A 26,197-nucleotide genomic window follows, 5' to 3' on the forward strand; every position below is an offset into this window, starting at 1 on the left:
GTATATTAGGACTCTGTTGTAACAACAGCACCGTCTGCGTGAGGTGTATCTCCTCCGGGATTTTGGTGTTGCTGTTCTTGTTGTTTCTTAGCCTCTTCTTCAGCTTTTTTCTTGGCCTCTTCTTCAGCTTTCTTCTTAGCTTCTTCTTCAGCTTTTTTCTTAGCTTCTTCTTCAGCTTTCCTTCTAGCTTCCTCATCAGCTTTCTTTTGAGCTTCTTCTTGCTGTTTACGTTGTTGTTCTTGCTGTTGCTGTTCTTGTTGTTTCTTAGCCTCTTCTTCAGCCTTTTTCTTAGTTTCGTCTTGTTTTACTTTATCTTCATTAGCCTTTTTCTGGGCTTCCTCATCAGCTTTTTTCTTAGCTTCTTCATCGGCCTTTTTCTTAGCCTCTTCTTCAGCTTTTTTTGCATCTGGAGTTCCGCCAGGCGCAGTGAAGGATGCACCAACTGCTGGGCTTGTGCCAGTACCTTTTTTCGCTACTACAGAGAAGCTGTAAGTAACACCTGGTTTAATACCATCAAGAGTAGCTGTCGTACCACTTATTGATAGGCTACCACTTGAACCGTCAGTTGCTTTATAGCTGGCTGCATATGCATCAACTTCTGCTGGTCCAGACCAGTTTAGTGTAACTGTGCTAGCGCCATCAAAAGTGACATTCAGACCACTAGGGGCATCTACTTTAATTTGTTTAATTGCATCTTTTTTCGCACCTTTTACGTATAACTCTCCGTTTATTTCTTGTACAGAAGAAGGACGTTCAAAGCGTGATTTATCTGTAGCGAATTTGCTCATCATTACTTGGAACATTTGCTGTGCAATTCTAGTGGAGCGATCGCTAACATAATTTTTTGGACCATCTTTTTCGTAACCGGTCCAAACAGCCATTGTGTATTGTGGCGTATATCCAGCAAACCAGCTATCTCTGTTTGCATCAGCTGGGATGTCATATTTTTGAAGAACTGATTCATCAAAGTTTTGTGTTCCTGTTTTACCTGCTACGTCAACACCTGAAACGTATGCTGTTGGACCTGTACCACCAGAACCAGGTTTTACTACGTCACGAAGAACGTCAGTAACCATATAAGCTGTATAGTCTTGCATTGCGCGATGTTCTTTCGGTTTAAAGCTTTTCTTTTTCCCGTCCGGGAAGGTTACTTCTTTTACGAAGTGTGGTTTATTATAGTTACCACTATTACCAAAGGTTGCATATGCACCTGCTACTTCTAATGGAGAACTATCGTTACTACCGATTGCTGTTGATTCGTAGACTTTTCCTTCTTTAAAGGTCATGCCTAAACCTTCAGCAAATTCTTTTGACTTATTAAGACCAACTGTTTGTGCTGTCTTTAAAGCTGGAATGTTTAATGACTTTTTCAAAGCTTCACGTAGTGAAACGTCACCTTTGTAACTCTTTGTTGCATTTTGTATTTTCTTACCATTGGAATACGTATACTCTGAGTCGTTTAATTGATGGTATGTAGACCATTGTAAATTTTCAATTGCCGGACCGTAGTCGAAAATTGGTTTCATTGTTGAACCAACTTGGCGTTTTAAATCAGTTGCCATATTATGACCTTTGAAAGTAGACTTACTTTCTTTACGTCCAGCACCAATTGCTCGAACTTCTCCAGACTGTGTATCCATAAATACGAATGACCCTTGGAATTGATCGTCCGGATACTTAATAAGATTGCCATCCATAATTTTGTCGGCGTAATCTTGAGCATCTTGATCAAGTGTTGTATGAATCGTTAAACCATCTGAACCGATATTTACATCAGGATATTCTTTTTCAACTTCTTTTACAACCGCATCTAAAAATGCTTGATACTTCATCTCAGTTACTTCTGAAGACGGTTGAAGGCCCTCAGTTACTGGAATCTTAACGGCGTTATTCATTTCTTCTTTTGTTATATAACCATGTCGATTCATTAATGATAATACGACATTACGACGATTTGTTGCTCGTTCAACATTTTCTTTTTTTGTTGGATCATAAATGTTTGGACCTTGGGGTAAACCAGCGAGCATAGCAGCTTCATGTAATTGCAAGTCTTTTAAATCTTTACCATAATATTTTTGCGCTGCTGTCGCAATACCGTATGAACGGTTACCTAAATTAATCTTATTTAAGTACATTTCTAAAATCTCATGTTTAGAGTATTGTTGCTCTAATTTGTAAGATAAGTACCATTCTTGCACTTTTCTTTTAGCAGTTTTGTCCATCGTTAGAAAGTAGTTTTTAACGACTTGCTGTGTAATCGTACTACCACCTTGGGAACCGAAACCACCAGTGACATTTTCCATAACTGCTTTTGTAGTTCGTTTAAAATCAATTCCATTATGATCATAGAAACGCGAATCCTCAGTTGCAAGAAATGCATTTTCAACTACTTTTGGAATTTGATCATAAGTAACATGTGTTCGTTTTTCAGCACCGTATTCATAAAAGAAATTTCCGTTTTTATCGAGAAACTTTGTTGATAAAGGATTAACAAGTTTGGATTTGTCTAATTTTGGAGCGTCCTTTACCATAACAAAGAAAGCGGAAACGCCGGCTACAAGACCAACGATACCAAGAAGTAGACAACCTATAAGGAATTTCTTGAAAAAGGAGCCTTTTTTCTTTGGTTTTTCTTCTTTATGTGTTTTTTTCTCTTGATTTTTCACATGATTTCGTTCTGTACGAGAACGATAATTATCTGACATTATACTTTCTCCTACCTTTCATTCTCTCCCCCAAAAGTCGAAAAAAGAGCCTTAGTGATGACTCTATCACGAAAAATAAACCATGTCTAGTACACGGATATAGTCAATCCGAGGGTGATAACCGCATGATAATAAGGATCCATGCTCTTCTATTTCTTCTTTCGTAATCGACTTGCGTCCACCAGTATTTTGACGATTCCAAAATGCAATAATATGTTTTGCATCTAGTAAATAAAATTCATCAAAAAGTGTAAATTTAATAATAACAAATGCAATTCCATTATGAGCAACCACTTGCTTCATATGTTCAATTTGATGAAGGTGGAAGTTTTGAAGTGGGAAACTAGTTTTATTTTTGGTTTCCTTTGCTTCAAAATCGATGTATTTCCCTTTGTATACACCGTTGTAATCTGTTGTAGAAGGTTGTTTAAAATACGCTTCTTTTACCACTGCAGCACTTCGAGCGGGGTAATCTACTTTTACAATTTGAAGAGGTGTAGGCTTTTTATGTACACATGCAATATTATGGGTTAAGTAATATTGATTTGTTTCATTCAATTCCTCTTCAAGGGACATACCTCTATTACTATAAGTATGTGTTTTTATAGGTGTTTTTTGAGGTTGTGAAGCTTGATTATACCTTTTTCCATTTGGGTAACGAATGGTCATAGTGTGTCCACCCCCAACTTGCTAAGAATTACTTACAAAGGTGATTATATCAAAAAATGAAAAAAGATGTGACCTTTTTGATGAAAGGTATGATGACTTATTTATGTTTACATGGAATGATTATATGAAAATTAAACAAAATCGAGAAAAAAATTTTTGTATAGAGGAAGAAAAAGCAATCATTCACAATATTAAAAAGAAAACAGAAATAGCTAATGTGGACAATATTTCTCGGACACAATCTTATCAAGAATATTATTTAAGAAATAGTGAAATCAGGTGGGCCTTTTTAGCGAGTATGGTTTCGAGAAATGCGGGCTGGAATATGACTGATTTAGAAGGGAGATATTATGCTACTGTTTTACCTAGAACGGTAAAAAAACATTTATTTCTTCTGTACGAACAGGCTAATTGGATTATTTTTTTAGATGCATTTCCTCAGCTATTATTGTATGAGGAAAGTAAGAAGAGACATGCACCTCTCTTTCATTTGTTGCAATACTTCAATGTATCAATTTTTATGGAAAAAGAATGGTTACTTTTCTGGGAAAGAAGAGATATGAATAGACTTATGACAGCGCTTATTATAAATGAACAAAATAAAATTCAAAAACCAGTCATTGAGAACACATATTTTAAAAAACATGTATTCCATACTGCACTTTTTAAAGTACAAGAAAGACTTCATATTAGTGCAGTTATCTTCCCAACAATTGAAGGGAGAATGTATGGGTTTTCGGTTTATCAATTTGAAACGTTACAAAAGCGTATAGAACTAGGAAAAAAATTAGCATGGTTATTGTTTCATCCAATTTATAATGGTTCGTTTTATAAGTTTGCACTGCAAACTACACATACTGGGTCTAGAGAAGATTATGAAGTTTACGCAAAGGAAACTCGAAAGTCTTATACGCCAACACTTAGAGATATTTATCCTGTTATTTTACATGAAGAAATAAAAATGAGAGATTGGTTTTGTGCAAATATGAAAATGAATGTGTTATTTGTACTTGAAGAACCTAAAGGGGAAGTTAATATAACAGAATGGTATAGAAGAAAGAGAGAACAAATCTATAGGCTATCTATCGTAAACCGTTTTGCTAAAAGGATCGATGAGTTCATGATATAATAAAAAAGAAGTCCCGTCTTCCATTTTGAAGACGGGACTTCTTAATTTGAAAAAATCCTGCTATGCGTGCTACAACTTTAATTTCAAAACGTAATGCTAGTAGGAGATTAAGGATGATTTGAAATTTAAATGTTCGTAATAAAGTCTCGCTTTATGTAGCAGGGAAGTTTGGACCATCTAGCTTTGGATTGCCAGTCTCGGGTTTATTTTGTTGTTTGTTTTGGTTTTTCTTTTTTTCATTTTTGTTCTTTGCCATTGTAATACACCTCCTTTTTGTATTGTTACCATTTCTATAAATGACATACGAAATGATTTCTTTGACGAATAACAACTAGTTTTGTCATGTGGGCAGGAGTGGTGAATCATTCGGCGAAATTACATGACAAAGGAAAAGCAAAGAAGGAGGCGTTTTGTATATGGCGATGGTTCAGAAGGAAGATGTAATGAAAAAAATGGATCAAATGTTAAGTTCTCTCGATTTGCTGGAAATGAATATAGGGATTAGAATGAATCATGCATTAAAGGATGCGAGTGAAAAAATATGTAATAAGATAGAAATAACAGAAATGCATATTGAACATATGGAAAATAAATTAGTGCATCACGAAGAAAAAGGGAATTGGGTGAAGACATTTCAAACCGTCGTAGTGAGTGCATAATAAGGTGGGAAAGAAATGAAGAATGAAGCATTAATACAGTCTTCAGAAAAACTCATGCAGTATAATAATGAAGCGAATGTAAAAAAAAGAGAACTAACTGAATACGACTTTTATAAGGATATGAAACCGTTTGTAGATATGGTAGATGAGGAATTAAAGAAGTGGAAAGAACTAGCTTATACGTGGATTAAAGAAGAAAAGCCAAAGTATATACATGTACAGCAAATTGATCAAGTATACGATAATTTACAAACGAATGTGTTGCAATGCTTTGTAAATAAAGGTAAAGGTAAACGATTCTTTGAAACACACCAAGCCATTTCGTATACTTTGCAAAATATAGTTGAGCAATGTAAATAACAAGAGGGAGAGCCCTCTTGTTATTTTTATGCTTCTGTCATTGTTGTAGGTTTTGTTGCGCCGTTTATTTCTAATTCTTTTATTAATGTTCGATAATCTGATATGCATATTTTTCCTTCGAGATACCAATGTCTCGCAAAGTCTAATAATTCATTTGCATTCTCTGTGCAATACCCCTTTTTTTGAGAAAACGCTTGTTTTAAATCCCCTAATACCATGTTGATTCCTCCCCCATGAGAATCTTCTTCTTAATTATCATAGCATGGAAGGGTTTTCTTTTTTAATTTTTTAAAAATTTAAACTTCCGACAAAAATAGACATATATTCCATCACACATATTATTTTATAGGTACATATTATATATGTAGAAACTTATGTGAAGGAGGAGAGAATGCATGTTTCAACAACCTAACGTATATCAGCAAACGAATCCATATGCACAGCAAAATATGTACCAATATAATACGGATACATATTTACGGTATAATATGTATCCTTTCGAGCCTTATTATGGAAATCAAAATTATTATCAACCGTTTGAAGTGTCCTTTATGAATCAAGCTCAACAACCACAACAGCAGCAACCTTATGTGAATCAAGCTCAACAATCACAAGCTCAGCAACCATACATGAATCAACCACAGCAGCAGCCTTATATGAATTCGCAATATTATATGCCACCACCATCGCCGTATGCTAATCAACAAGCGATGTTTTATCCACCAAAACAACCGTACCCGACGCAGGGTAAGCAAAAGCAACCACAGCCAAGCCAGTTTTCTAGTTTTGTTTCTCAATTTAAAACATCAGATGGTAACTATGATGTAAATAAAATGATGAATACAGCTGGACAAATGATGAATGCGATGAATCAAGTGACAGGTATTGTAAAGCAAGTTGGAGGCTTTTTTGGTAAGTGATGTTGAAGGATTGTCTATAAAAACAATGTAAATGAAATAAAGGACTAGACAAATTTCCTTGTAATAAATGGGTATATATAACAAACGGCTTTCTCTCTTTTCTCATACTGTAAAGTGTAATCAGATTTTTTTAACGAGAGAGGAGAGAAAAAACTATGCATCATTGTCATCCTTGCTTTGGAGGGCATAAGCCTACAGGACCTATTTGTACGACTGCTCCTGTCATTCATCCGACGAAACAATGCGTAACACACTCTTTTTCAACAACGGTGGTGCCACACATTTTCCCAACACATACAACACATGTACATCATCAACAAATTAAAAACCAAAACTTCTTCCCGCAAACAAATTCAAATGTAAATGTTGTGGACCCAATCGACCCAGGATTCGGCGGCGGATGTGGACCGTGTGGCCATGGTCATCATGGACATCATGGACATCACGTATCACCATTTGGTCCAGGACCAAATGTATCTCCGTTTGGACCAAACGTATCACCATTCGGACCGAATATTGGACCAAACGTATCACCATTCGGTCCAAATATCGGACCAAACGTTGGTGGAATGTTTAAAAAGTAAATGATATGTTAGAACTAGCGAAATGCTAGTTCTTTTTTTGTAATTGGAGTGTTGATATGAAAGTTATTGCAGTAACAGGATATAAGCCATTTGAACTTGGAATATTTAAAAATGATCATCCAGGGGTGGAGTGTATAAAGAAAGCGTTACACCGTAAATTAACCAATTTTGTAGAAGATGGTTTAGAGTGGGTTATAATAAGTGGCCAATTAGGTGTAGAATTATGGGCTGCTGAAGTTGTTTTTGAAATGCAAGTAGAATATCCAGATTTAAAATTAGCGGTATTCACTCCGTTTTTAGAACAAGAAGAAAATTGGAAAGAAGATAATCGTGAATATTATGAATTTATCCTTTCTCAAGCAGACCATGTTGATAGTATCACGAAACGGAAGTATGAAAGTCCAGAGCAATTTAAATTAAAAAATCAATTTTTTATTGAAAAAAGTGATGCGCTTTTAGCGGTATACGATGAAGAAAAACCAGGAAGTCCCAAATATATTGTAGAAGCAGCAAAGAAAAAAGGAGAAATAGAAAATTATCACAGTTATTTCATTCTTTTTTCTGATTTACAAGATATAATAGAAGAGGAACAGTGGAATAATGCAGAGTAAATATGTAATATAGTACTCGTATATATGATTGACAAAAAGCATTGTTTCTGAAAAAATTTAGTTAATGAAAGTTTTGGTAAAAATTTGAGGTGAAGAAAATGATTTCGGATAAAATTAAATTAACAGCGAAAGATATTTTAGAAAAAGAATTTAAAACAGGTATGAGAGGTTATCAGCAAGAAGAAGTAGACAAGTTTCTTGATATGATCATTAAAGACTATGAAGCTTTCCACAAAGAGTTTGAGCAATTAAAGCAACAAAATGCTCGTTTAAAGCGTGAATTAGAGGAACAAAAACTAGCAGTAACGCAAGTTCCACAACAACCTGTACAAACACCAGTTGCACAACCAGTTTATAACAACACGAATACGGATATTTTAAAACGCTTATCTAACTTAGAAAAAGCTGTATTTGGAAGTAAGTTATACGAATGATGTAAGGTGGGAAAAGGTTTAAGCATTTTACATAGAAAAAAACGTTGCAAAATCTTTTTGTTTCCACTATACTAATGGATGTCATAACGTTTGGGTAATCGCTGCAACGCCAACGTTGTAGAGGAAAGTCCATGCTCGCACGGCCTGAGATGGCTGTAGTGTTCGTGCCTAGCCAATTCATAAGCTAGGGTATTCTGGCTGTAAGGCTGGTTTAACGGCAGGGAAAAAACCTAAGTCCTTTCGGATATGGTTTGACTACCTTTAAAGTGCCACAGTGACGAAGTCCTTGAAGAAATGATAGGAGTGGAACGAGGTAAACCCCACGAGCGAGAAACCCAAATAATGGTAGGGGAATCTTTTCCAAGGAAATGAACGACGGGAAAGGACAGGTTTTATAACCTGTAGATAGATGATTGCCACCGGAGTACGAGGCGTGGGCCGTTTGTAGTACAAAGGAACAGAACATGGCTTACAGAACGTTATGAACCAACTATGAAATAACTCAGCTCTCCTTTGTTAGAGGAGGGCTTTTTATTTGTATGAAGTTATAAAGTATGAGTTAAAATGGTTAATGAGAAAATTTTTCGTAAAATGTAATGATTAATAGGACCAATTGCTATTAATTATTGTTTGAATATACATAAGAGGTGAATGCAAATGGGAAAAGTTACTTTAATTGCAACAGCGGCAATGGGTATTGAAGCGTTAGTTGCCCGAGAAGTTCGCGATCTTGGTTATGAATGTCAAGTAGAAAACAGCAAAGTAACATTTGAAGCAGATGAAAAGGCGATTTGTCGTACGAATTTATGGTTACGTACTGCGGACCGTGTAAAAATTAAAGTTGGCGAATTTAAAGCAACAACATTTGATGAGCTATTTGAAAAAACGAAAGCATTAAACTGGGGAGATTATATTCCAGAGAATGGTGAATTCCCTGTTATCGGAAAATCTTTAAAATCTGAATTATTCAGTGTTTCGGATTGCCAACGTATCGTTAAAAAAGCTGTCGTTGAAAAATTAAAAACAACATATAAACGTACAACTTGGTTTGAAGAAGATGGCCCGTTATTCCGTATCGAGATTGCAATGCTAAAGGATATTGCGACATTAACAATTGATGCGAGCGGTGTTGGACTTCATAAACGTGGATACCGTATGGATCAAGGGGAAGCTCCGTTAAAAGAAACATTAGCTGCGTCTTTAATTAAATTAACAAACTGGAAGCCGGATCGTCCATTTGTTGATCCATTCTGTGGATCAGGTACAATTCCGATTGAAGCAGCATTAATTGGACAAAACATTGCACCAGGATTTAACCGTGGTTTCGCATCTGACGAGTGGGGCTGGGTAGGTAAACAAAACTGGCGTGAAGCTCGTCAAGAAGCTGAAGATTTAGCGAACTATGATCAACAATTACAAATCATTGGATCCGATATTGATCATCGTATGATTCGAGTTGCTCAAGATAACGCAGAAGAAGTAGGCTTGGGCGATTTAATTACATTTAAACAAATGCAAGTAAAAGATTTCACAACAAAAGAGGATTATGGCTACGTTGTAACGAATCCTCCATACGGAGAACGTTTAAGTGAAAAAGCACTTGTTGAACAATTGTACAAAGAAATGGGACAAGTATTCCGCCCATTAGATACATGGTCAGCGTATGTATTAACAAGCTACGAAGCATTTGAGAAGTGTTACGGAAAAGAAGCGTCGAAGAAGCGTAAGCTGTTTAACGGATTTATCCGTACAGATTACTACCAATACTTCGGAAAACGTCCACCGCGTAATTCATAGTATAAAACTCCTCCAGCGCGCATATACTGGCTATTATGTAATGCGTAAAGGAGGAAGTGATATGGATAATTTCCAATTATCAATGATTCAAAAAGCTATTCACCGTACGTATGATGAGCTCGGAAAAGAAGTGGATAGTCAAGGTGCGATTGTAGATGAAATACAAAAAGCACAAGAAGAATATTTGTCAGCTCTTTCACATGAAACAGCGATTGATAAACGGTATTTAAAGTCATTAATATAGAAGAAAATTTTCCTTTTTCGAAAGGAAAATTTTTTTTCGTGAATTTCTATGTATTGCAACAGGGGAAAGTGGCTGCACACATATGAGTAGCGGTTGCTATTATCTTTTTATAGAAAAACTTTTTGGTTGGAGGCTAAGGATGTTTACTGAGAAGAGATTACCATTTGAAGTAGGAAAACAAGATAATTTTTATGATAAGTTGAATGAGTGGATTGGAGATGTGTTTTACGACATCCTTCCGGAAAAAGGCTTTGAAGAGCGTGATGAACAAATTTTTATGGCGTTTCAGTTAGAACGCGCTTTCCAAGAAAAGAAAGTTATGTTCGCAGAAGCTGGTGTAGGAACAGGGAAAACAATTGTATATCTTCTATATGCAATTTGTTACGCGCGTTATACTGGGAAACCAGCTATTATTGCTTGTGCAGATGAAACGTTAATTGAGCAGCTTGTGAAAGAAGAAGGGGACATTGCTAAGTTATCTGAAGCATTAGGGCTATCTGTTGATGTAAGGCTTGCAAAATCAATGGATAATTATTTATGCTTACGTAAACTTGAAGATGTTATGAGTGGACGAGCTCCAGAAGTAATTGAAGACGTATATTACGAGTTACCACAGTTTGTATTCGATCATGGTACAATGCAAAACTTTACTCACTATGGTGACCGAAAAGAATTTCCACTATTAAATGACGAAGAATGGTCAAAAGTAAATTGGGATTACTTCCAAGATTGCTTCACTTGTGATTCTCGTCATCGTTGCGGTCAAACTCTTTCACGTGAACATTATCGTAAAGCAGCAGATTTAATTATTTGTTCTCAAGATTTTTATATGGATCATATTTGGACGTACGATGCTCGAAAGCGTGAAGGGCAAATTCCATTATTACCAGAAAGTAGTTGTGTTGTATTCGATGAAGGACATCTTGTAGAATATGCAGCTCAAAAAGCTTTAACATATCGTTTAAAGCAAACGATGATGGAGCAACTTTTAACGAGATTATTACAAAACGATATTCGTGAAGAGTTTGCACATTTAGTAGAAGAAACAATTTGGCAAACAGAGCGATTCTTTGATGTGTTACAAGAAAACAAAAAAGAAATTGCCGGTTCTGATCGTTTAGAAATTACTGTGACAGAAAAAGTAACAGCTGAAGCAAAACGACTTTATGCGAAAATTGGTGAAGTCGGTGATGCGTTAGTATTTGAAAGTGAAATGCATACAGTAAATACGTATGATTTAAATATCGTTGATGAACATTTAGATGTATTAGAACATTCACTTCGTCTATTCATGCATGAGAAAAATGTAATTACATGGGGTGAAGAAGGTGATGGAGCCTTCACGTTAGTAATTATGCCACGTGCAGTTGAAGAAGTATTACAAGAGAAAGTATTCTCGAAGAAAATCCCGTATATCTTCTCATCTGCTACATTATCTAATAACGATTCATTCGCATTTACAGCAAATAGCCTAGGGGTAAAAGATTACTTATCATTCTCAGTTGCCTCACCATTTGATTATGAAGAGCAAATGGCAGTAAACTTACTATCGCATACGAAAGAAAATGAGTGGGAAAGAAAGTGTCAATATACACTTGAAAATATACAGAAAACAAACGGACGTACACTTGTATTATTCCGTACAACGCAAGAACTTGCAGCGTTTAAAGAATATGTAAGTAAAGAACAAATGTCAGTTCCGTTCCTATATGAAGGGGATCAAGAAATTAGTCAGCTCGTTTCTCGCTTCCAAAATGAAGAAGAGACTGTACTTTGTGCCGTTCATTTATGGGAAGGTTTAGACATTCCTGGTTCATCATTATCACATGTTATCATTTGGTCATTACCATTCCCTCCAAACGATCCTGTGTTTGAAGCGAAGCGTAAACATGTGAATGACCCGTTCTGGGATGTAGATGTACCATATATGATTTTACGTCTTCGTCAAGGGATTGGTCGTTTAATTCGTACGAGCGACGATAAAGGTGCTATATCAATCTTCTTATCTGATACAGAAGATGAGAAAGTGGTAGAAGCGGTGAAAAACGTACTACCGGTAGAAGGTAAAGAATTATAAGGAGAAAGCTTGGCGCTTGCCAAGCTTTTTTTCTATTATAAAAGGAATTTAGATTTCCGTGTCGAATTAAGTTTGAGGTAGAAAAGGGAGGTTTTTATACGATGACAGTAGCTACATATGAAGTAGAAAAACAATTTTTAACATATGTGAAGAAGATACAAAATTACGGAGAAGCATTAAGTTTAATGTTTTGGGACTTGAGAACAGGGGCGCCTAAAAAAGGTGTAGACCAGCGTTCAGAAGTAATTGGTATGCTTTCATCCGAAGTATTTGCTATGTCGACTTCAGATGAGATGGGGAACTATTTAACAGAGCTTGAAGCTTTAATACGTGAAGATAAACTTTCTGAAACGACGAAGAAAATGGTTGAAGAGTGTCGGAAAGAATATGATAGAAATAAGAAAATTCCACAAGCGGAATACGAAGCGTATGTGAAATTAGAAGCGAAAGCAGAGAGTGTGTGGGAAGAAGCTCGCGAAAAATCTGATTTCGAAATGTTCCGCCCGTACTTAGAAAAAATTGTTGAATTTAAAAAGAAATTTATTACATATTGGGGGTACGAAACATATAAATACAATACATTATTAGACATGTATGAGCCAGGTATTACAGTAGAAGTTTTAGATCACGTATTTGGTCAACTTCGTGAGCGCATCGTGCCGCTTGTAAAAGAAATCTCTGAGTCTAAAAAAGGATTAAAAACAAGTGCTTTATCGGAAAAATTTTCAAAAGAAAAACAAAAGAACTTTACATTAGAACTATTAAAGCAATTGAATTATGACTTTGAAGCAGGCCGTCTTGATGAAACAGTACATCCATTCGAGATTACATTAAATAGAGGGGATGTTCGTATTACGACACGCTATGACGAAAAGGATTTCCGCATGGCTGTGTTTGGAACAATTCATGAATGTGGTCATGCTGTATATGAACAAAATATTGCAGAGAAATTTGAAGGTACACCGTTATGTAGTGGAACATCCATGGGTATTCATGAGTCACAATCGTTATTCTTTGAGAACTTTATCGGCCGTAATAAATCATTCTGGAAGAAAAATTATGATTTATTAAAAGAGTATAGCAATGGTCAATTTGATGATATGTCAGTCGATGAATTTTATGATGCAATTAACGAATCGAAGCCGTCATTCATTCGTATAGAAGCAGATGAGCTTACATACCCGCTTCATGTTATGGTGCGTTATGAATTAGAGAAAGAATTATTTGATGGTACATTACAAGTGAAGGACTTACCAGCAGCTTGGAATGATAAGATGGAAGCATATTTAGGAATTCGTCCGGAAAATGATGCGCAAGGTGTATTGCAAGATGTTCACTGGGCTGGTGGCTCATTTGGATACTTCCCATCTTATGCGCTTGGTTACATGTATGCAGCGCAATTTAAGCAAAGAATGTTAAAAGACATTCCGAACTTTGATGCATTATTAGAAGAAGGAAACGTAACACCAATTCGTGAATGGTTAACAGAACATATTCACCAATATGGTAAAACGAAAAAGCCACTTGAAATTTTAGAAGATGTAACAGGCGAAGGGTTAAATGCAAATTACTTAGCAGATTATTTAGAAGTGAAGTATAAAGAAATTTATGAGTTATAAAAAAGAGCTGCTTACTTGCAGCTTTTTTTTATAGGGGGATAGAAGATGGTTTATACATATACAGTAATGACGCAAGAAGAGGCGGAAGAGATTGCATATAACTGGCATTATAAAGGGGAATATTCCTTTTACGATATAGAGGCAGATGAAGAAGATTTAGCTGAGTTTTTAGAGGGTGAGAGTAGAGGGAATCATGTATTTTCTGTGAAAGAAAATGGTACTCTCATTGGGTTCTTTACGGTTTGTAAAATAAATAATGGAACGGTTGAGATAGGACTTGGAATGAGACCTGATATAACTGGCAATGGATTTGGTTTACAGTTCGTGAATGCTGGACTAGCTTTTAGCAAAGAAAAATACGGATGCAAATATATAACACTATCAGTAGCGACATTTAATGAGAGAGCGATAAAAGTGTATAAAAGGGCGGGATTTGAAGCGGTTGGAACGTTTATACAGAAAACAAATGGTGGTTGTTTTGAGTTCTTGAAAATGAACTATATATGTAAACGTGATTAAAAAACAGAGGGATCTTCTGTTTTTTTATTTTGATTTAGAAATATATGATACATATTTTTTACTTGTTGTAATTGAGAGTTTTGAAATTTTGGTAGAGGGTGTGTATGATAGAAGTTTAGTAGCAAATAGTAGGTTTAGCAAGGAAGGGTAGAGGTAGTATGATTACAATTAAAACGAAAAATGAAATAGATTTGATGCATGAATCTGGAAAATTACTTGCTTCATGTCATAAAGAAATTGCGAAAATGATAAAGCCAGGTATAACGACACAAGAGATTGATACGTTTGTTGAAATGTATTTAAAAAAGCATGGTGCCACATCTGAACAGAAAGGTTACAACGGGTATCCATATGCGATATGTGCATCTGTAAACGATGAAATGTGTCATGCGTTTCCGGCCGATGTTCCTTTAACTGAGGGTAATATTGTAACAATTGACACGGTAGTAAACTTAAATGGGGGTCTTTCAGATTCTGCTTGGACGTATAGAGTTGGAAAAGTTTCTGATGAAGCAGAAAAGTTGTTGTTAGTAGCTGAGAATGCTTTGTATAAAGGGATTGATCAGGCGGTAATTGGTAATCATGTAGGAGACATTGGCTATGCAATTGAAAGTTATGTAACAAATGAAGGTTTTTCTGTCGCAAGAGACTTTACGGGACATGGGATTGGTAAAGAGATTCATGAAGAACCAGCAATTTTTCATTTTGGGAAACAAGGACAAGGACCTCAGTTACAAGAAGGAATGGTAATTACAATTGAACCGATTGTAAATATAGGTATGCGATATTCTAAAGTAGATTTAAATGGGTGGACTGTACGAACGATGGACGGGAAATTATCAGCTCAATATGAGCATACAATTGCGATTACAAAAGATGGGCCAATCATTTTAACGAAGTTGTAATTGGGAATGAAAGAGTTTGCAAAACTCGAACAAAGATAGTGGTTTTTAAAAATTTGTACGTGTTTTTTTGATAAATGCTTTTCAAAGCATAAAAAGTACGTTATAATCCTTCTATAAAATAAATAGTTAGCTACACTCATATAATCGCGGGGATATGGCCTGCAAGTTTCTACCGAAGTACCGTAAATACTTTGACTATGAGTGAGGACGAATATAATTGCTTGTTTAGCATTCTTTTTTTGCGAAACTCCAAAAGCGCGTCTCTCACTTGTAACGAGTGGTGGCGGCTTTTGGAGTTTTTTTATTGCATAAGAGGGGGAACAAACATGAAAGTATTACAAGAAAAGATTTTGAACGAAGGAAAGGTTTTATCTGGTGACGTATTAAAGGTAGATGCTTTTTTAAATCATCAAATTGATCCAGTACTTATGCAAGAAATCGGAAAAGAATTTGCTAAACGTTTTAAAGAAGAGAACATTACAAAAATCGTGACGATTGAATCTTCAGGCATTGCACCATCGGTTATGGCTGCATTAGAGCTTGGTGTAAAAGTAATTTTTGCACGAAAACGTAAATCGTTAACGTTACAAGATAATATGTACGTTGCAAACGTATATTCATTTACAAAACAAGAAACAAATGAAATTTCATTATCTCGAAATCATATCGATGAAAATGATCGTGTATTAATCATCGATGACTTTTTAGCAAACGGTCAGGCTGCTTTAGGTTTAATGAGTTTAGTAGAGCAAGCCGGAGCGAGTATTGCAGGAATTGGAATTGTTATTGAAAAAGCATTTCAAGATGGAGGAAAGAAGCTTCGTGAACAAGGCGTTCGTGTTGAATCACTAGCAGAAATTGCATCACTTGATAACGGCACAGTTACATTTGTACAGCAAGAAACTGCGGAGGTGAAATAAACGATGAAGCAGCATCCATTTAAAATTGCATCGCTTGGTATGCAGCATATGCTTGCAATGTATGCTGGAGCAATTATCGTTCCGCTTATTGTGGGCGGTGGACTTGGTTTGAATCAAAAAGAGTTAACATATTTAGTCTCAATTGATTTATTAATGTGCGGCGTTGCGACAATTTTACAAGCACTATCAAATCGCTTTTTCGGTATTGGGCTTCCAGTTGTGCTTGGTTGTACATTTACAGCGGTTGGACCGATGATTGCGATTGGAAAACAATACGGTGTGTCTTCAATTTATGGAGCAATTATTGCTGCTGGGTTATTCGTTGTTATTTTTGCGAAATTATTTGGAAAACTTGTAAAACTGTTTCCACCTGTTGTAACAGGATCTGTCGTTACAGTAATTGGAGTTACACTTGTTCCAGCGGCAATTAATGATATGGCTGGAGGAGTAGGAAGTAAAGATTTCGGTAGTCTTGAAAATTTAGCATTAGCATTTGGTGTGTTACTATTTATCATCATTATGTATCGTTTCTTCGACGGATTTATTCGTTCAATCTCTATTTTGCTAGGTTTATTGTTCGGTACTATCGTTGCAGCGTTTATGGGGAAAGTAAGTTTGCAAGCGGTTGGAGAGGCGGATTGGTTCCACGGTATTCAACCATTTTACTTCGGTACACCAACATTTGAATTAACACCAATTATTACGATGATTTTAGTTGCTTGCGTAGGGATTGTAGAAGCAACGGGTGTATACTTTGCATTATCTGATATTTGCAATAAAAAAATCGGTGAAAAAGAATTAACAAAAGGCTATCGCGCAGAAGGATTAGCGATGGTGTTAGGTGGCATTTTCAACGCGTTCCCATATACAACATACTCTCAAAACGTAGGACTTGTTCAATTAACTGGAGTAAGAAATCGCGTTATTATTTATACTTGCGGTGGTATGTTAATCGTACTTGGTTTCATTCCTAAAATCGCAGCTATTACCACAATTATCCCAAAATCAGTACTGGGCGGTGCGATGTTAGCGATGTTCGGTATGGTTATGGCATATGGTATTAAAATGTTAAGTAGCGTTGATTTTGGTAAACAAGAAAACTTATTAATCGTTGCATGTTCTGTCGGAATTGGGCTTGGCGTAACAGTCGTTCCTACATTATTTTCACAACTTCCAGAAAGCATTCGTATTTTAACAGATAACGGAATTGTACTTGGAAGTGCGTCAGCAGTACTTTTAAATATCGTATTTAATATGGTGCCGCAGCGCAAAGTGAAAGTAGAAGAAGAGCCAGTATCTATGCAAAGTGCAGTAAGAGAAGCGTGAAAAAGCAAGGTCTCGTTATGAGACCTTGCTTTTCTTTTTAAGTGGCATTATTTTCCCGTACGTACCAAGACGCCAAATGTACTCAAGTGGCCCGTATTGGTAATGTGAAAGCCACCAGCGGCTAATAAAGATTTGTAACGTGTAGAAACTAATGCAGAATATTGGTCCAACCCATAATGGAGCAGGATAATAATTTTTAAGGAATAGACCAAATACAAGTAATGTAACAATTGTATGCGAGATGTAATTTGTTAATGCCATTCGTCCAACGTATTGGAATGGACGTAATAACGTTTGCCATTTTTCTTTTTGTAATAAACGCATGAGCGTGAAAATGTAGAATATGAATAACGTTTTTCCGCTAAACATTGTAAAGACCTGCATATAAATTGGTTCATAAAATGGTTTTGATAAGAAGTAACGGACCATGAAGAACCACATTGGTAATGTTAAAAGGAACATAATAATTTGCCATTTTTTAAGTTTTGGATCTAACTCTTTCGTGCGGCGGAAAATATCCTTTTTGCCGGCATATAAACCAAGCAAAAATAGCCCAACTGTTTCTGGAAGCATAAGTAAATTTAATCCAATTCCATCAGCGTAAAATGCATGGAAACGATTTTGTATTTGTGACAGCCAGTCTTCTAATGGCATGATAGGTAAGGAAAAACCTAGCTCTTCCTTTGGTACCAATGCAACCGTAATACCAGCCATTAGCATAATGAATTGAAAAATACTCAATAAAACGATAGCCCATATTAAAATAGTACGAGGTTCTCTCTTATAAAATAAAAATAAGAAAAATCCAGCAATCGCATAAGTATGTAAAATGTCACCGTCCCATAAAAGAACGTAATGTAAGAAACCGAATAATAATAAAATAAGTAAGCGGCGAACAAACAAAGTTTTTGGGCGGTCGGTTTTCGCCTCAGCACGACTCATAAAAATATAAAAACCTAATCCGAATAAAAACGAAAAAATTGTATAAAATTTCGTTTGAATAAACATATCGTAAAATAGGCGAATATAGCTGTCTATCCCTTCGTAAATTCCTGAAAGATCACGTGAGTCAACCCCGGCGATAACAGGCCAATTCACAAGAAAAATACCTAGTACAGCTATGCCTCTAATAATATCGATGGAGTGTATCCTCTCGCCATGTGTGAGATTTTGCGTCATTTTTTTCCTCCTTGTTAAGTAATTCCCTTTTATTATACAAAATGTAAGATGGAGGGGATAGGCGATATTTCCATTTTTTTAAACTGTTAAGTTATGTAGGATAAGATATAATAAGAGTGCACAATAAGTTTTACCCTTTTTCAAAACAGGCAGTAAAGCTCCTTCTTATAAGGAGCTTTCTTTATGAAAAGTGTTGATAATGATTCTCTTTAATGATAAAATATATTTAAAATTGATAATCATTATCAAAAAAGGTTGGTGCGTAAGTATGGTATATACATTAGTAGCAGGTACAGTCGCTGTATATGCAGTTATTGCGAAGTATGTTTTAAATGGAGTAGGAACAGCAAAATGAGTGATATGACATAAAATCCCTTTCATTTGTAAAAAGAATGAAAGGGATTTTTTATTTTTAATGAGAATATGCTGAAAATTTAGTATGATAGTAAAGTGAAACTGTAATCAATGGGTAGGTGTAACTCTCACTGGTTATGAGCTCGCAATTAGCGGGAAAAAGTATATACATCTTGGATAAAGGGGAACAAGGGGATGACAAACATAGTACAGACAAACGGTATGAAAAAACTTGTTTGTTTTTATGAAGAGTGGCAAAAACACGGCGATGCAGAGAATAGTTTAAAGTTGTTTGAGGTGATTCAAAAATATAAACAAGAACAGCTTATGATAGCGTTCTGTGGTCACTTCTCTGCGGGGAAATCAACGATGATGAATCATCTATATAAAGCGCAGCTGTTACCAACAAGTCCAATTCCGACAAGCGCTAACGTTGTCAAAATTGAAAAAGGAATGGATCGTGTTGTTGTAACGGTTAAATCTGGAGAACAGTACGAGTATGACGGTGCATATTCAGCTGAAGAATTAAAACAAATTTGTAAAGATGGTGATGAGGTAATTGGTGTTCACATTTATCGGAATGATGCGCCAATTCCTGAAGGTGTTATGTTAGTAGATACACCAGGGATTGACTCAACAGATGATGCCCATCAATTAGCGACAGAATCAACGCTACATCTAGCAGACGTAATTTTTTATATGATGGATTATAATCACGTCCAATCGGAAGTGAATTTGCAATTTGTTAAAGAATTGAAACAACGTAATAAAACGGTTTATCTCGTTGTCAATCAAATAGATAAACATAAAGAAAATGAATTGTCGTTTGAGAATTATAAAGATAGTGTAAAGCAATCGTTCTCTAACTGGGATATTGAAGTAGATGGAGTATATTATACGTCATTACGAATGATGAACCATCCACATAATGAAATTGGAAGCTTAGAAACGTTAATTACTTCTATTATGAAAGAAAAAGAGCAGTATGTAAGGACTGGAATGGAGCGAGAAACAGAATATTTAATGGGGGAACATTTCTCGTTTATTGTTTCTGAAAATGAAAAAGCTCTTTTGAAATATGAGGAAGAGTTAGCATCACCACTTTCTATTTCAGAGGTAGTTGAAAAGAAGGAAGAGTTAACGGAAGCGAAAAATCGTGAGGCAAGTAAAGAGCCTCATGTGAGAAATGAATTTATAAAAGGCCTACAAGCTATATTAGATAACGCGTATTTAATGCCATTTGAAATGAGAGAATTGGCAAATGCGTACTTAGAAACGAAATTAACAAAGTTTAAAGTCGGTTTGCTATTTGCGAAAGGAAAGACGGAGCAAGAAAAACAAAGGCGTGTAGAGGCGTTTTATTCTGCCCTTCAAAAGACTGTTGAAACGCAGCTTGATTTTCATGTGAAGGAATTTATTGTAGCCTTTTTAAAAGAAGAAGGATTGTTCACGGAGGAAATTGGGAAAGACATATATGGGTTAGAAATTGCTTTCGGACCAGAAATGTTGGCTGAGGTAATTAAACAAGGCGCAGGTTTCACAGGTGATTACTTACTTCTTTATACAGCGGATGTAGCGAATGAACTAAAGAAGCGTTATTTTATAAAAGCACAGCAAATTTTTGATAAAAGTGCGGTCGTTTTAAAGCAAAAGGTGAGGGAAGCAGTTGCTCGTATTGAAGAAGAGATTGAAACATATACGATGTTGCAAACGGCGAAAGAAACACAATTACAATACAATAACAATTTGGCGGCATATGAAGACTATTTACGAAATGTTTGGCACGATCATGTTGCTACGCCTGAAGGTTTGCAAATAGATGAGATATTGCAAAGGGAAAAGCAAATTGTTAGTGAGAAATTTACACTACAAGAGCAGGAAATCGTAAACGATAACGTAGCGATTCATGAAGAAGAGCTGAAAGGAACGGCGGCTTTAAATATTCAGCGGATATTAGAGAAAGTGAAAAAAGCTGAAACGATATTAGAGCCATTGCCAGCGCTGAAACATGTACAGCAAGAGGTAATAGAGAAAAGAAGACGTGTAGAAACAAAACAATTTACAGTAGCGTTATTCGGGGCATTTAGTGCTGGAAAATCATCATTTGCCAATGCCTTACTCGGTGAGAAAGTACTTCCTGTATCACCAAACCCGACGACGGCAACGATTAATCAAATTTTGCCGGTTACAGAGGAAAAACCACATGGAACAGTAATTGTTCAGTTTAAATCAAAGCAAGCGTTATTAGAAGATATGAAAGCTGTTTATAAGCTGTTTCATTATGAGATTGCTACGTTAGATGAAGCGTTAGCACAAATTGATAAAGTTATGAAATATCCTTCACCAACTGGGAAGCAAAAAACAACATTTAGCTTTTTACGAGCGGTACAAAAAGGGTATGATGCAGTTTCTACTTATTTAGGAGAACAAGTACAAGTTACATTAGAAGAGTTCTCTGATTATGTAGCGAATGAAGAGAAATCATGCTTCGTTGAGTATATGGAACTTTATTATGATTGTGCTTTAACAAGGCAGGGAGTAGCGCTTGTAGACACACCTGGAGCGGATTCTATCAATGCTCGCCATACGGATGTTGCATTTCAGTATATTAAAAACGCAGATGCTATTTTATTTGTAACATATTATAACCATGTATTCTCTCGTGCTGACCGTGAATTTTTAATTCAGCTTGGTCGTGTAAAGGATACTTTTGCCCTTGATAAAATGTTCTTCTTAATTAATGCTGCGGATTTAGCAGAGTCTGAAGAAGAACTTGAAATGGTAAAAGGTTATATCGCAGATCAGCTACTGCAATACGGTATTAGAAATCCGCGTTTATTTGCAATTTCAAGTTTATGTGCGCTTGAAGAGAAACAAGGAAAGAATGTTGAAAAAGAGAAGTATGGTATTTTACAAAACTCTGGGATTACTAAGTTTGAGGAATCATTTACGTCCTTTATGATGAGAGATTTAATGCTTGTTTCTGTGCATGCTCTATATGGTGCGTTGCAAGGGGCAGATCAGCTTTTAGTAAACATGATAAAGGGTGCAAAGCAGGGGAATGAAGAGAAAGAGAAGCAAACGAAAAAATATGAAGCAGAGCGTGATCAACTACTTCATATCATTTCTTCATATAGTGTACTTGCTGAAGAACAGGCGATGCAAAATGAAGTGAAAGAGTTGCTTTATTACGTGCAACAGCGTCTATTCCTCCGCTATAATGATGTGTTTACTGAATTTATTAATCCGGCATCACTTCGAACGGATGGAAATGTGAAAACACAATTGCAACAGTGTGTTATGGAATTAGTAGCATTTATTCAGCATGATTTATTACAAGAAATGCGTGCGACATCATTACGCCTTGAAAAATGGATAGACGAAGCGATGAAGCGTGCAAAGGATGAAATTGTAGTGAACTGTAAAGTAGAAAATGAATCAATTTCTATGAATGGAACAGTGGAGTATGAATACAAAGATATTACACATAAAGAACCGTTCCCTTCAGTTGAAATAAAAGATTTCAAAAAAGCACTGGCACATTTTAAAAATGAGAAAAGCTTTTTTGAAAAGAATGACAAAGCTTTTATGCAAGAAGACGCTAAATCTGTATTAGAACCGCTCGTATCAAACTATGTAGCTGATGAAAAACATTTATTTGTTCATCATTATAAGCAAGAGTGGGATATGAAGTGGAATTTATTCGAAAAAGTGATGCAGCAAGATGTGATGAACTATTATGAAAGTATATTGTTTGCATTGGCTGAAACGATCGATGTATCTCTATATGAACAAAGTAAAGAACAATTGCAAAAGCAGTTAGTAGAGATTGAAAAAGAAATTTATGTTATATAGTCGTTATGAGAAAAAGATTCGTTCAATTTTCTTTTGAAGTACAGTATCTAAAGATTTTACAAATCCAGCAAATTCATCGGTAGAAATCATATGAGTAAGAACGAGTCGTCTGCCATCTGGTGTTTCACCGCATAAGACGAATGAAGAAAATTCATATGTTTTGTTTTCAACTACTAATTTTGGATAGGAATACGTGTCGCTTTTCTTCTTCTTTCCATCAATAGAGATGACGTTGCATTTTTTCTCATTGTTGTCCATGGTGAATCCCTCCTTTCTATTATTTATGGTAGACAAGGAGGGTTTAGAACAATAGAGAAGGGGGAATTTTTTATGTCTGTTGTAATAGAACGTATTCCAAAAGAGGCTATACCGAAGGCTTTATTGTTACTTGCGGATCCAAGTGAACGGCAAATAGCTACGTATGTACAAAGAGGATTAACATACGTAGCTAAGCAGGGGGGGAGCGTTATCGGTGTATATGTTCTTTTGGAAACAAGGCCAAAGACGATGGAAATCATGAATATTGCGGTTGCAGAGCATTTGCAAGGAAAAGGGATTGGGAAGAAGCTATTAAGGCATGCTGTAGAAACTGCTAAAGGATATGGTATGTCAAAACTTGAAGTTGGTACAGGCAATTCTAGTGTTTCACAACTTGCTTTATATCAAAAATGTGGATTTCGTATTTTTTCTATTGATTTTGATTACTTTTCGAAGCATTATGAAGAAGAGATTATTGAAAATGGGATTGTATGTCGTGATATGATCCGGCTTGCAATGGAATTGAATAAAAACGTATAACTATTTAGGGGGAAGAGAAGATGGAAGTACATAAAGCAATTACAGCACATTCTCGTAAACAAAATGAAAGTGTAAAAGCATGTTTACAATTAGATGCACAGCGTGAAGCAGCTATTGAAGCTGCCGTATCTCTTGCGTCAAATGGGAAAGAATTTTCGGTTGATGTCATTAATGTTGTAACGAAGCAGATTAATGATCTTGCAAAAAATGGTGTTACCTTGCAGCGTAAATATGTTACAGAAGAAATGGTTATGGAGTATGTAAGTCGTTTGAAAGAGAAAGAAGGTCGTTAAAGATGATAGTTACAGTCGAATGGTTACGTGAGCATATAGAAGATGAGAATGTCCGTATAATCGATTGTCGTTTTGATTTAGCGAATCCTAATTGGGGTAGAGAAAAGTATGAAGAAGGACATATTCCTCATGCGTTATATTTTGATTTGAATTTAGATTTATCAAGTCCTATAGCAGAACATGGTGGCCGCCATCCTTTACCAAATATTGAGGAGTTTGCAGACAAGCTTTCGAAGGCTGGTATTGATGAACATACGACAGTAATTGCGTATGACAGTCAAGCCGGTGCAAATGCTGCTCGTTTATGGTGGTTATGTAACTATGTAGGACATGAGAAAGTATATATATTAGATGGTGGTTTCCAGGCTTGGAAAGAGAATGGACTACCGACAACAGCGGAAATTCCTGTTGCTATACGAAAAACATTCAAAGCTAATATACAAGATCATATGCTTGTAACGATGGAAACGGTCAGAGAGAATATCCGTGCAGGTGCGGATGTTACATTAATTGATTCAAGAGAGCCCAAACGTTATGCTGGTGTAGAGGAACTTGTCGATCATAAAGCAGGACATATTCCAACAGCGGTAAACCATTTTTGGAAGGATGGAATGTTGCAATCAGGACAATTTAAGAATAAAGCTGGGCAACAAGAACGATTCCAAAATCTGTCGAAAGATAAGGAAACCATTGTATATTGTGGTTCTGGTGTTACGGCATGTCCAAATATCGTCGCATTAAAATTGGCTGGATTCCAAAATGTTAAATTGTATGCAGGTAGCTGGAGTGATTGGATCTCTTATCCAGAAAATCAAATTGCAAAAGAAGAAGATTAATCACTTGCATGCAAAAATAATTTGTATTAAAATAAGGTCACAAGCAAGAGATTGCTCGAAAAACTTTGTATTTTACACATTGGAAACAATGTGATAATATAACGACAAGTAAATAATACATCCTGCGGTGTGCGTAACTTATTTATGTCTAAAACCGATGTTAGTTATACGGAAGCTCAATATTTAGCGACCATCATCAAGCCTTCCTTGTGGAGGAAGATGTACGGTAACTGTGAGGGCATCCACCTGCGAGTAGCGGGTTTTTGGACATTTACGAGGAGCGGCACGTGCGGGGGTCTTATTTCAACTAACCTTATATAAAATTCCTACGGTGTACGTAGCTTATGCATGTCTTAAACCAATAAGTTTAATATGGAAGTTCAATATTTAAATGTAGCTAACATGCCATCTTTTTAAGAAGGAAGTTACAAACATTTGTGAGGGCATCCACCTGTGAGAGCAGGTTTATGGACATCTAGAGAGAACGGCATATGTGGGGCTATATAAAAACCTTACGTTTTATACGTAAGGTTTTTTGTTGCATAGATATATTAATATTATCTTGATTCACCTGTGAAGTTTCCGTAATAAATGTAGCACTTTCTGTCTTCATCAATCTCTCTTGAATCCAAGGAGAATTCCATAGAAATGCCGTCTCGCTGAATATATATAATATCTGAATGAAGAGATGGTAAAATTTCTTCGTAGTTCCATACATCTTGACTATCTACTAAGCTTGAACTCGTTTCACTTAGTTCTCTAATTTCAAAACCGATGTGGGAGTATGTAGGGTCTGAAGGGTCATTGGCGAAAACTTCTTTTTGAATATAAATAACTGCTGTTCCGTCTGGATCAACCGAAGTTGCAGTAACAACATAAGTATTTTTCTCTTTAATAAAATATTCACAAGTCATGCGTGCGATAATTTCAGAATTAGAAATATTGGCGTAGTTCCATAAAGCAGGATACCCTTTCGTTTCATCATTAAGTCGATATTCTAAGCGCATTTTATACCTCTTCTTCCTTTTTCTTCTACTTTATCATGCCATCCTATATAATAGGAATAGAATTTAAAAAGGGGAGTGCGAAGGTGACAAAAACGAAATGGCTAGTAGGTGGTGTCGTAACGTCTTTAATGACTGGCACTTTATTTGGTTGCGCACAAGATCTTCCCCCAAAACCGAATGATAATAGTTGTTCTGATTGGGATTGGGATGATGAACTTGGGGTATGGCAGTGTGATGATAGTAGTTCAGGTTATCGTGGGCATTATTTCTATGGTGGGCGATACTATCAAAATAAATCCACTTTTAAAAATTCATCGGCGTTTAAATCGTATCAATCGTCTACTGAATTTAAAGGTGGAATTGGAAGCGGTTCAAAGGGAGGATTTGGGGGCTAAAA

The 26,197-nt window shown here is 35.9% G+C and carries 28 protein-coding genes, 3 other RNA genes and 1 riboswitch; of the genes, 24 read left to right on the top strand and 7 right to left on the bottom strand.

Going from position 1 to position 26,197, the window contains the following annotated elements:
- Positions 1-5: 5 nt before the first annotated feature.
- Together ES895_RS05555 and recU are read right to left on the bottom strand one after the other, a co-directional pair.
- Complete coding sequence (locus ES895_RS05555; RefSeq protein ID WP_135238185.1) at positions 6-2,705, bottom strand: PBP1A family penicillin-binding protein; 2,700 nt, start codon at positions 2,703-2,705, stop codon at positions 6-8.
- A 66-nt stretch (positions 2,706-2,771) separates the two neighbouring features.
- Complete coding sequence (gene recU, locus ES895_RS05560) at positions 2,772-3,374, bottom strand: Holliday junction resolvase RecU (RefSeq protein WP_000155598.1); 603 nt, start codon at positions 3,372-3,374, stop codon at positions 2,772-2,774.
- A gap of 103 nt (positions 3,375-3,477) precedes the next feature.
- On the opposite strand from recU, the gene ES895_RS05565 reads away from it, so the two are divergent.
- A complete protein-coding gene (locus ES895_RS05565) occupies positions 3,478-4,503 on the top strand; it encodes a DUF2515 domain-containing protein (protein ID WP_000495650.1) in 1,026 nt (341 codons plus the stop codon).
- Between the two features lie 151 nt (positions 4,504-4,654).
- On the opposite strand, the gene ES895_RS30065 is transcribed toward ES895_RS05565, so the two are convergent.
- Complete coding sequence (locus tag ES895_RS30065) at positions 4,655-4,834, bottom strand: hypothetical protein (RefSeq protein WP_001987054.1); 180 nt, start codon at positions 4,832-4,834, stop codon at positions 4,655-4,657.
- Between the two features lie 85 nt (positions 4,835-4,919).
- Here ES895_RS30065 and ES895_RS05570 point away from each other — a divergent pair, with 85 nt between their 5' ends.
- Both ES895_RS05570 and ES895_RS05575 read left to right on the top strand, forming a co-directional pair.
- Positions 4,920-5,162 (top strand): hypothetical protein, encoded by a 243-nt coding sequence (locus ES895_RS05570; protein WP_070757132.1) that lies wholly within the window; start codon positions 4,920-4,922, stop codon positions 5,160-5,162.
- Positions 5,163-5,177: 15 nt separating this feature from the next.
- The gene (locus tag ES895_RS05575) at positions 5,178-5,522 is read left to right on the top strand and encodes a YppE family protein (RefSeq protein WP_000786940.1); all 345 of its coding nucleotides are present in this window, start codon (positions 5,178-5,180) and stop codon (positions 5,520-5,522) included.
- A gap of 26 nt (positions 5,523-5,548) precedes the next feature.
- On the opposite strand, the gene ES895_RS05580 is transcribed toward ES895_RS05575, so the two are convergent.
- A complete protein-coding gene (locus tag ES895_RS05580; protein WP_000242652.1) occupies positions 5,549-5,740 on the bottom strand; it encodes a YppF family protein in 192 nt (63 codons plus the stop codon).
- A gap of 177 nt (positions 5,741-5,917) precedes the next feature.
- On the opposite strand from ES895_RS05580, the gene ES895_RS05585 reads away from it, so the two are divergent.
- The 13 genes from ES895_RS05585 to pbuX all read left to right on the top strand — a co-directional run bounded on the left by ES895_RS05585 (position 5,918) and on the right by pbuX (position 17,478).
- Positions 5,918-6,442 (top strand): YppG family protein, encoded by a 525-nt coding sequence (locus ES895_RS05585; RefSeq protein ID WP_097862910.1) that lies wholly within the window; start codon positions 5,918-5,920, stop codon positions 6,440-6,442.
- Positions 6,443-6,597: 155 nt separating this feature from the next.
- Positions 6,598-7,026: a CotD family spore coat protein gene (locus ES895_RS05590; protein ID WP_000546268.1), complete on the top strand. Its 429-nt coding sequence runs from the start codon at positions 6,598-6,600 to the stop codon at positions 7,024-7,026.
- A gap of 56 nt (positions 7,027-7,082) precedes the next feature.
- Positions 7,083-7,637, top strand: coding sequence for an SLOG family protein (locus ES895_RS05595; protein ID WP_000862914.1), 555 nt, complete (start codon positions 7,083-7,085; stop codon positions 7,635-7,637).
- 98 nt (positions 7,638-7,735) lie between these two features.
- Positions 7,736-8,071 (top strand): cell division regulator GpsB, encoded by a 336-nt coding sequence (gpsB, locus tag ES895_RS05600; RefSeq protein ID WP_000622431.1) that lies wholly within the window; start codon positions 7,736-7,738, stop codon positions 8,069-8,071.
- 86 nt (positions 8,072-8,157) lie between these two features.
- Positions 8,158-8,548, top strand: an RNA gene (gene rnpB / locus ES895_RS05605) — RNase P RNA component class B.
- 180 nt (positions 8,549-8,728) lie between these two features.
- Entirely contained in the window at positions 8,729-9,868 is a 1,140-nt protein-coding gene (locus ES895_RS05610) for a THUMP domain-containing class I SAM-dependent RNA methyltransferase (RefSeq protein ID WP_087948099.1), read from the top strand.
- A 61-nt stretch (positions 9,869-9,929) separates the two neighbouring features.
- A complete protein-coding gene (locus ES895_RS05615; protein WP_000368570.1) occupies positions 9,930-10,112 on the top strand; it encodes a DUF3921 domain-containing protein in 183 nt (60 codons plus the stop codon).
- A 139-nt stretch (positions 10,113-10,251) separates the two neighbouring features.
- Positions 10,252-12,189 (top strand): ATP-dependent DNA helicase, encoded by a 1,938-nt coding sequence (locus ES895_RS05620; RefSeq protein ID WP_000493699.1) that lies wholly within the window; start codon positions 10,252-10,254, stop codon positions 12,187-12,189.
- Between the two features lie 101 nt (positions 12,190-12,290).
- Positions 12,291-13,808: a carboxypeptidase gene (gene ypwA, locus ES895_RS05625; RefSeq protein ID WP_000215069.1), complete on the top strand. Its 1,518-nt coding sequence runs from the start codon at positions 12,291-12,293 to the stop codon at positions 13,806-13,808.
- Positions 13,809-13,853: 45 nt separating this feature from the next.
- Positions 13,854-14,327: a GNAT family N-acetyltransferase gene (locus ES895_RS05630; protein ID WP_053514228.1), complete on the top strand. Its 474-nt coding sequence runs from the start codon at positions 13,854-13,856 to the stop codon at positions 14,325-14,327.
- Positions 14,328-14,485: 158 nt separating this feature from the next.
- Entirely contained in the window at positions 14,486-15,232 is a 747-nt protein-coding gene (locus tag ES895_RS05635; RefSeq protein ID WP_000628415.1) for a type I methionyl aminopeptidase, read from the top strand.
- 116 nt (positions 15,233-15,348) lie between these two features.
- A riboswitch (purine riboswitch) is annotated at positions 15,349-15,450 on the top strand.
- Positions 15,451-15,558: 108 nt separating this feature from the next.
- Complete coding sequence (locus ES895_RS05640) at positions 15,559-16,152, top strand: xanthine phosphoribosyltransferase (RefSeq protein WP_000866496.1); 594 nt, start codon at positions 15,559-15,561, stop codon at positions 16,150-16,152.
- Positions 16,153-16,155: 3 nt separating this feature from the next.
- On the top strand, positions 16,156-17,478 hold the full coding sequence (gene pbuX / locus ES895_RS05645) for a xanthine permease PbuX (protein WP_000809223.1): 1,323 nt from the start codon (positions 16,156-16,158) through the stop codon (positions 17,476-17,478).
- 15 nt (positions 17,479-17,493) lie between these two features.
- Here pbuX and ES895_RS05650 read toward each other — a convergent pair whose 3' ends face one another.
- Complete coding sequence (locus ES895_RS05650) at positions 17,494-18,657, bottom strand: DUF418 domain-containing protein (protein WP_000193171.1); 1,164 nt, start codon at positions 18,655-18,657, stop codon at positions 17,494-17,496.
- Positions 18,658-18,847: 190 nt separating this feature from the next.
- Here ES895_RS05650 and ES895_RS29585 point away from each other — a divergent pair, with 190 nt between their 5' ends.
- Entirely contained in the window at positions 18,848-19,012 is a 165-nt protein-coding gene (locus ES895_RS29585; RefSeq protein ID WP_002100871.1) for a hypothetical protein, read from the top strand.
- Between the two features lie 194 nt (positions 19,013-19,206).
- Positions 19,207-22,866: a dynamin family protein gene (locus ES895_RS05655; RefSeq protein WP_098021170.1), complete on the top strand. Its 3,660-nt coding sequence runs from the start codon at positions 19,207-19,209 to the stop codon at positions 22,864-22,866.
- Between the two features lie 3 nt (positions 22,867-22,869).
- On the opposite strand, the gene ES895_RS05660 is transcribed toward ES895_RS05655, so the two are convergent.
- Positions 22,870-23,124, bottom strand: a complete 255-nt coding sequence (locus ES895_RS05660; RefSeq protein ID WP_000369740.1) for a DUF3931 domain-containing protein — start codon at positions 23,122-23,124, stop codon at positions 22,870-22,872.
- Between the two features lie 72 nt (positions 23,125-23,196).
- On the opposite strand from ES895_RS05660, the gene ES895_RS05665 reads away from it, so the two are divergent.
- The 5 genes from ES895_RS05665 (at position 23,197) to ssrS (ES895_RS05685) (ending at position 25,297) form a co-directional block, all read left to right on the top strand.
- Entirely contained in the window at positions 23,197-23,664 is a 468-nt protein-coding gene (locus ES895_RS05665; RefSeq protein ID WP_000117686.1) for a GNAT family N-acetyltransferase, read from the top strand.
- A gap of 20 nt (positions 23,665-23,684) precedes the next feature.
- On the top strand, positions 23,685-23,957 hold the full coding sequence (locus ES895_RS05670; RefSeq protein ID WP_000451818.1) for a YpbS family protein: 273 nt from the start codon (positions 23,685-23,687) through the stop codon (positions 23,955-23,957).
- A 2-nt stretch (positions 23,958-23,959) separates the two neighbouring features.
- Entirely contained in the window at positions 23,960-24,793 is an 834-nt protein-coding gene (locus ES895_RS05675; protein WP_000637566.1) for a sulfurtransferase, read from the top strand.
- Positions 24,794-24,909: 116 nt separating this feature from the next.
- Positions 24,910-25,092: non-coding RNA, 6S RNA (gene ssrS, locus ES895_RS05680), on the top strand.
- Positions 25,093-25,113: 21 nt separating this feature from the next.
- Positions 25,114-25,297, top strand: a non-coding RNA gene (gene ssrS, locus ES895_RS05685) — 6S RNA.
- Positions 25,298-25,350: 53 nt separating this feature from the next.
- Here ssrS (ES895_RS05685) and ES895_RS05690 read toward each other — a convergent pair.
- On the bottom strand, positions 25,351-25,800 hold the full coding sequence (locus ES895_RS05690) for a hypothetical protein (RefSeq protein WP_001235520.1): 450 nt from the start codon (positions 25,798-25,800) through the stop codon (positions 25,351-25,353).
- 83 nt (positions 25,801-25,883) lie between these two features.
- Between ES895_RS05690 and ES895_RS05695 the strand changes: the two genes are divergently transcribed.
- The gene (locus ES895_RS05695; RefSeq protein ID WP_000169031.1) at positions 25,884-26,195 is read left to right on the top strand and encodes a hypothetical protein; all 312 of its coding nucleotides are present in this window, start codon (positions 25,884-25,886) and stop codon (positions 26,193-26,195) included.
- Positions 26,196-26,197 lie beyond the last annotated feature (2 nt).

It is taken from the genome of Bacillus sp. 007/AIA-02/001 (assembly GCF_004634455.1).
Lineage (GTDB): Bacteria > Bacillota > Bacilli > Bacillales > Bacillaceae_G > Bacillus_A > Bacillus_A cereus.

Coding starts and splice junctions, on each gene's coding strand:
- ES895_RS05665 (WP_000117686.1), top strand. CDS start 23,197: ATGTCTGTTGTAATAGAACGTATTCCAAAAGAGGCTATACCGAAGGCT.
- ES895_RS05565 (WP_000495650.1), top strand. CDS start 3,478: ATGTTTACATGGAATGATTATATGAAAATTAAACAAAATCGAGAAAAA.
- ES895_RS05635 (WP_000628415.1), top strand. CDS start 14,486: ATGATTACAATTAAAACGAAAAATGAAATAGATTTGATGCATGAATCT.
- ES895_RS05615 (WP_000368570.1), top strand. CDS start 9,930: ATGGATAATTTCCAATTATCAATGATTCAAAAAGCTATTCACCGTACG.
- ES895_RS05610 (WP_087948099.1), top strand. CDS start 8,729: ATGGGAAAAGTTACTTTAATTGCAACAGCGGCAATGGGTATTGAAGCG.
- ES895_RS05595 (WP_000862914.1), top strand. CDS start 7,083: ATGAAAGTTATTGCAGTAACAGGATATAAGCCATTTGAACTTGGAATA.
- ES895_RS05675 (WP_000637566.1), top strand. CDS start 23,960: ATGATAGTTACAGTCGAATGGTTACGTGAGCATATAGAAGATGAGAAT.
- gpsB (WP_000622431.1), top strand. CDS start 7,736: ATGATTTCGGATAAAATTAAATTAACAGCGAAAGATATTTTAGAAAAA.
- ES895_RS05620 (WP_000493699.1), top strand. CDS start 10,252: ATGTTTACTGAGAAGAGATTACCATTTGAAGTAGGAAAACAAGATAAT.
- ES895_RS05555 (WP_135238185.1), bottom strand. CDS start 2,705: ATGTCAGATAATTATCGTTCTCGTACAGAACGAAATCATGTGAAAAAT.
- ES895_RS05570 (WP_070757132.1), top strand. CDS start 4,920: ATGGCGATGGTTCAGAAGGAAGATGTAATGAAAAAAATGGATCAAATG.
- ypwA (WP_000215069.1), top strand. CDS start 12,291: ATGACAGTAGCTACATATGAAGTAGAAAAACAATTTTTAACATATGTG.
- ES895_RS05580 (WP_000242652.1), bottom strand. CDS start 5,740: ATGGTATTAGGGGATTTAAAACAAGCGTTTTCTCAAAAAAAGGGGTAT.
- ES895_RS05575 (WP_000786940.1), top strand. CDS start 5,178: ATGAAGAATGAAGCATTAATACAGTCTTCAGAAAAACTCATGCAGTAT.
- ES895_RS05630 (WP_053514228.1), top strand. CDS start 13,854: ATGGTTTATACATATACAGTAATGACGCAAGAAGAGGCGGAAGAGATT.
- ES895_RS05670 (WP_000451818.1), top strand. CDS start 23,685: ATGGAAGTACATAAAGCAATTACAGCACATTCTCGTAAACAAAATGAA.
- pbuX (WP_000809223.1), top strand. CDS start 16,156: ATGAAGCAGCATCCATTTAAAATTGCATCGCTTGGTATGCAGCATATG.
- ES895_RS05585 (WP_097862910.1), top strand. CDS start 5,918: ATGTTTCAACAACCTAACGTATATCAGCAAACGAATCCATATGCACAG.
- ES895_RS05590 (WP_000546268.1), top strand. CDS start 6,598: ATGCATCATTGTCATCCTTGCTTTGGAGGGCATAAGCCTACAGGACCT.
- ES895_RS05650 (WP_000193171.1), bottom strand. CDS start 18,657: ATGACGCAAAATCTCACACATGGCGAGAGGATACACTCCATCGATATT.
- ES895_RS05690 (WP_001235520.1), bottom strand. CDS start 25,800: ATGCGCTTAGAATATCGACTTAATGATGAAACGAAAGGGTATCCTGCT.
- ES895_RS05655 (WP_098021170.1), top strand. CDS start 19,207: ATGACAAACATAGTACAGACAAACGGTATGAAAAAACTTGTTTGTTTT.
- recU (WP_000155598.1), bottom strand. CDS start 3,374: ATGACCATTCGTTACCCAAATGGAAAAAGGTATAATCAAGCTTCACAA.
- ES895_RS05660 (WP_000369740.1), bottom strand. CDS start 23,124: ATGGACAACAATGAGAAAAAATGCAACGTCATCTCTATTGATGGAAAG.
- ES895_RS05640 (WP_000866496.1), top strand. CDS start 15,559: ATGAAAGTATTACAAGAAAAGATTTTGAACGAAGGAAAGGTTTTATCT.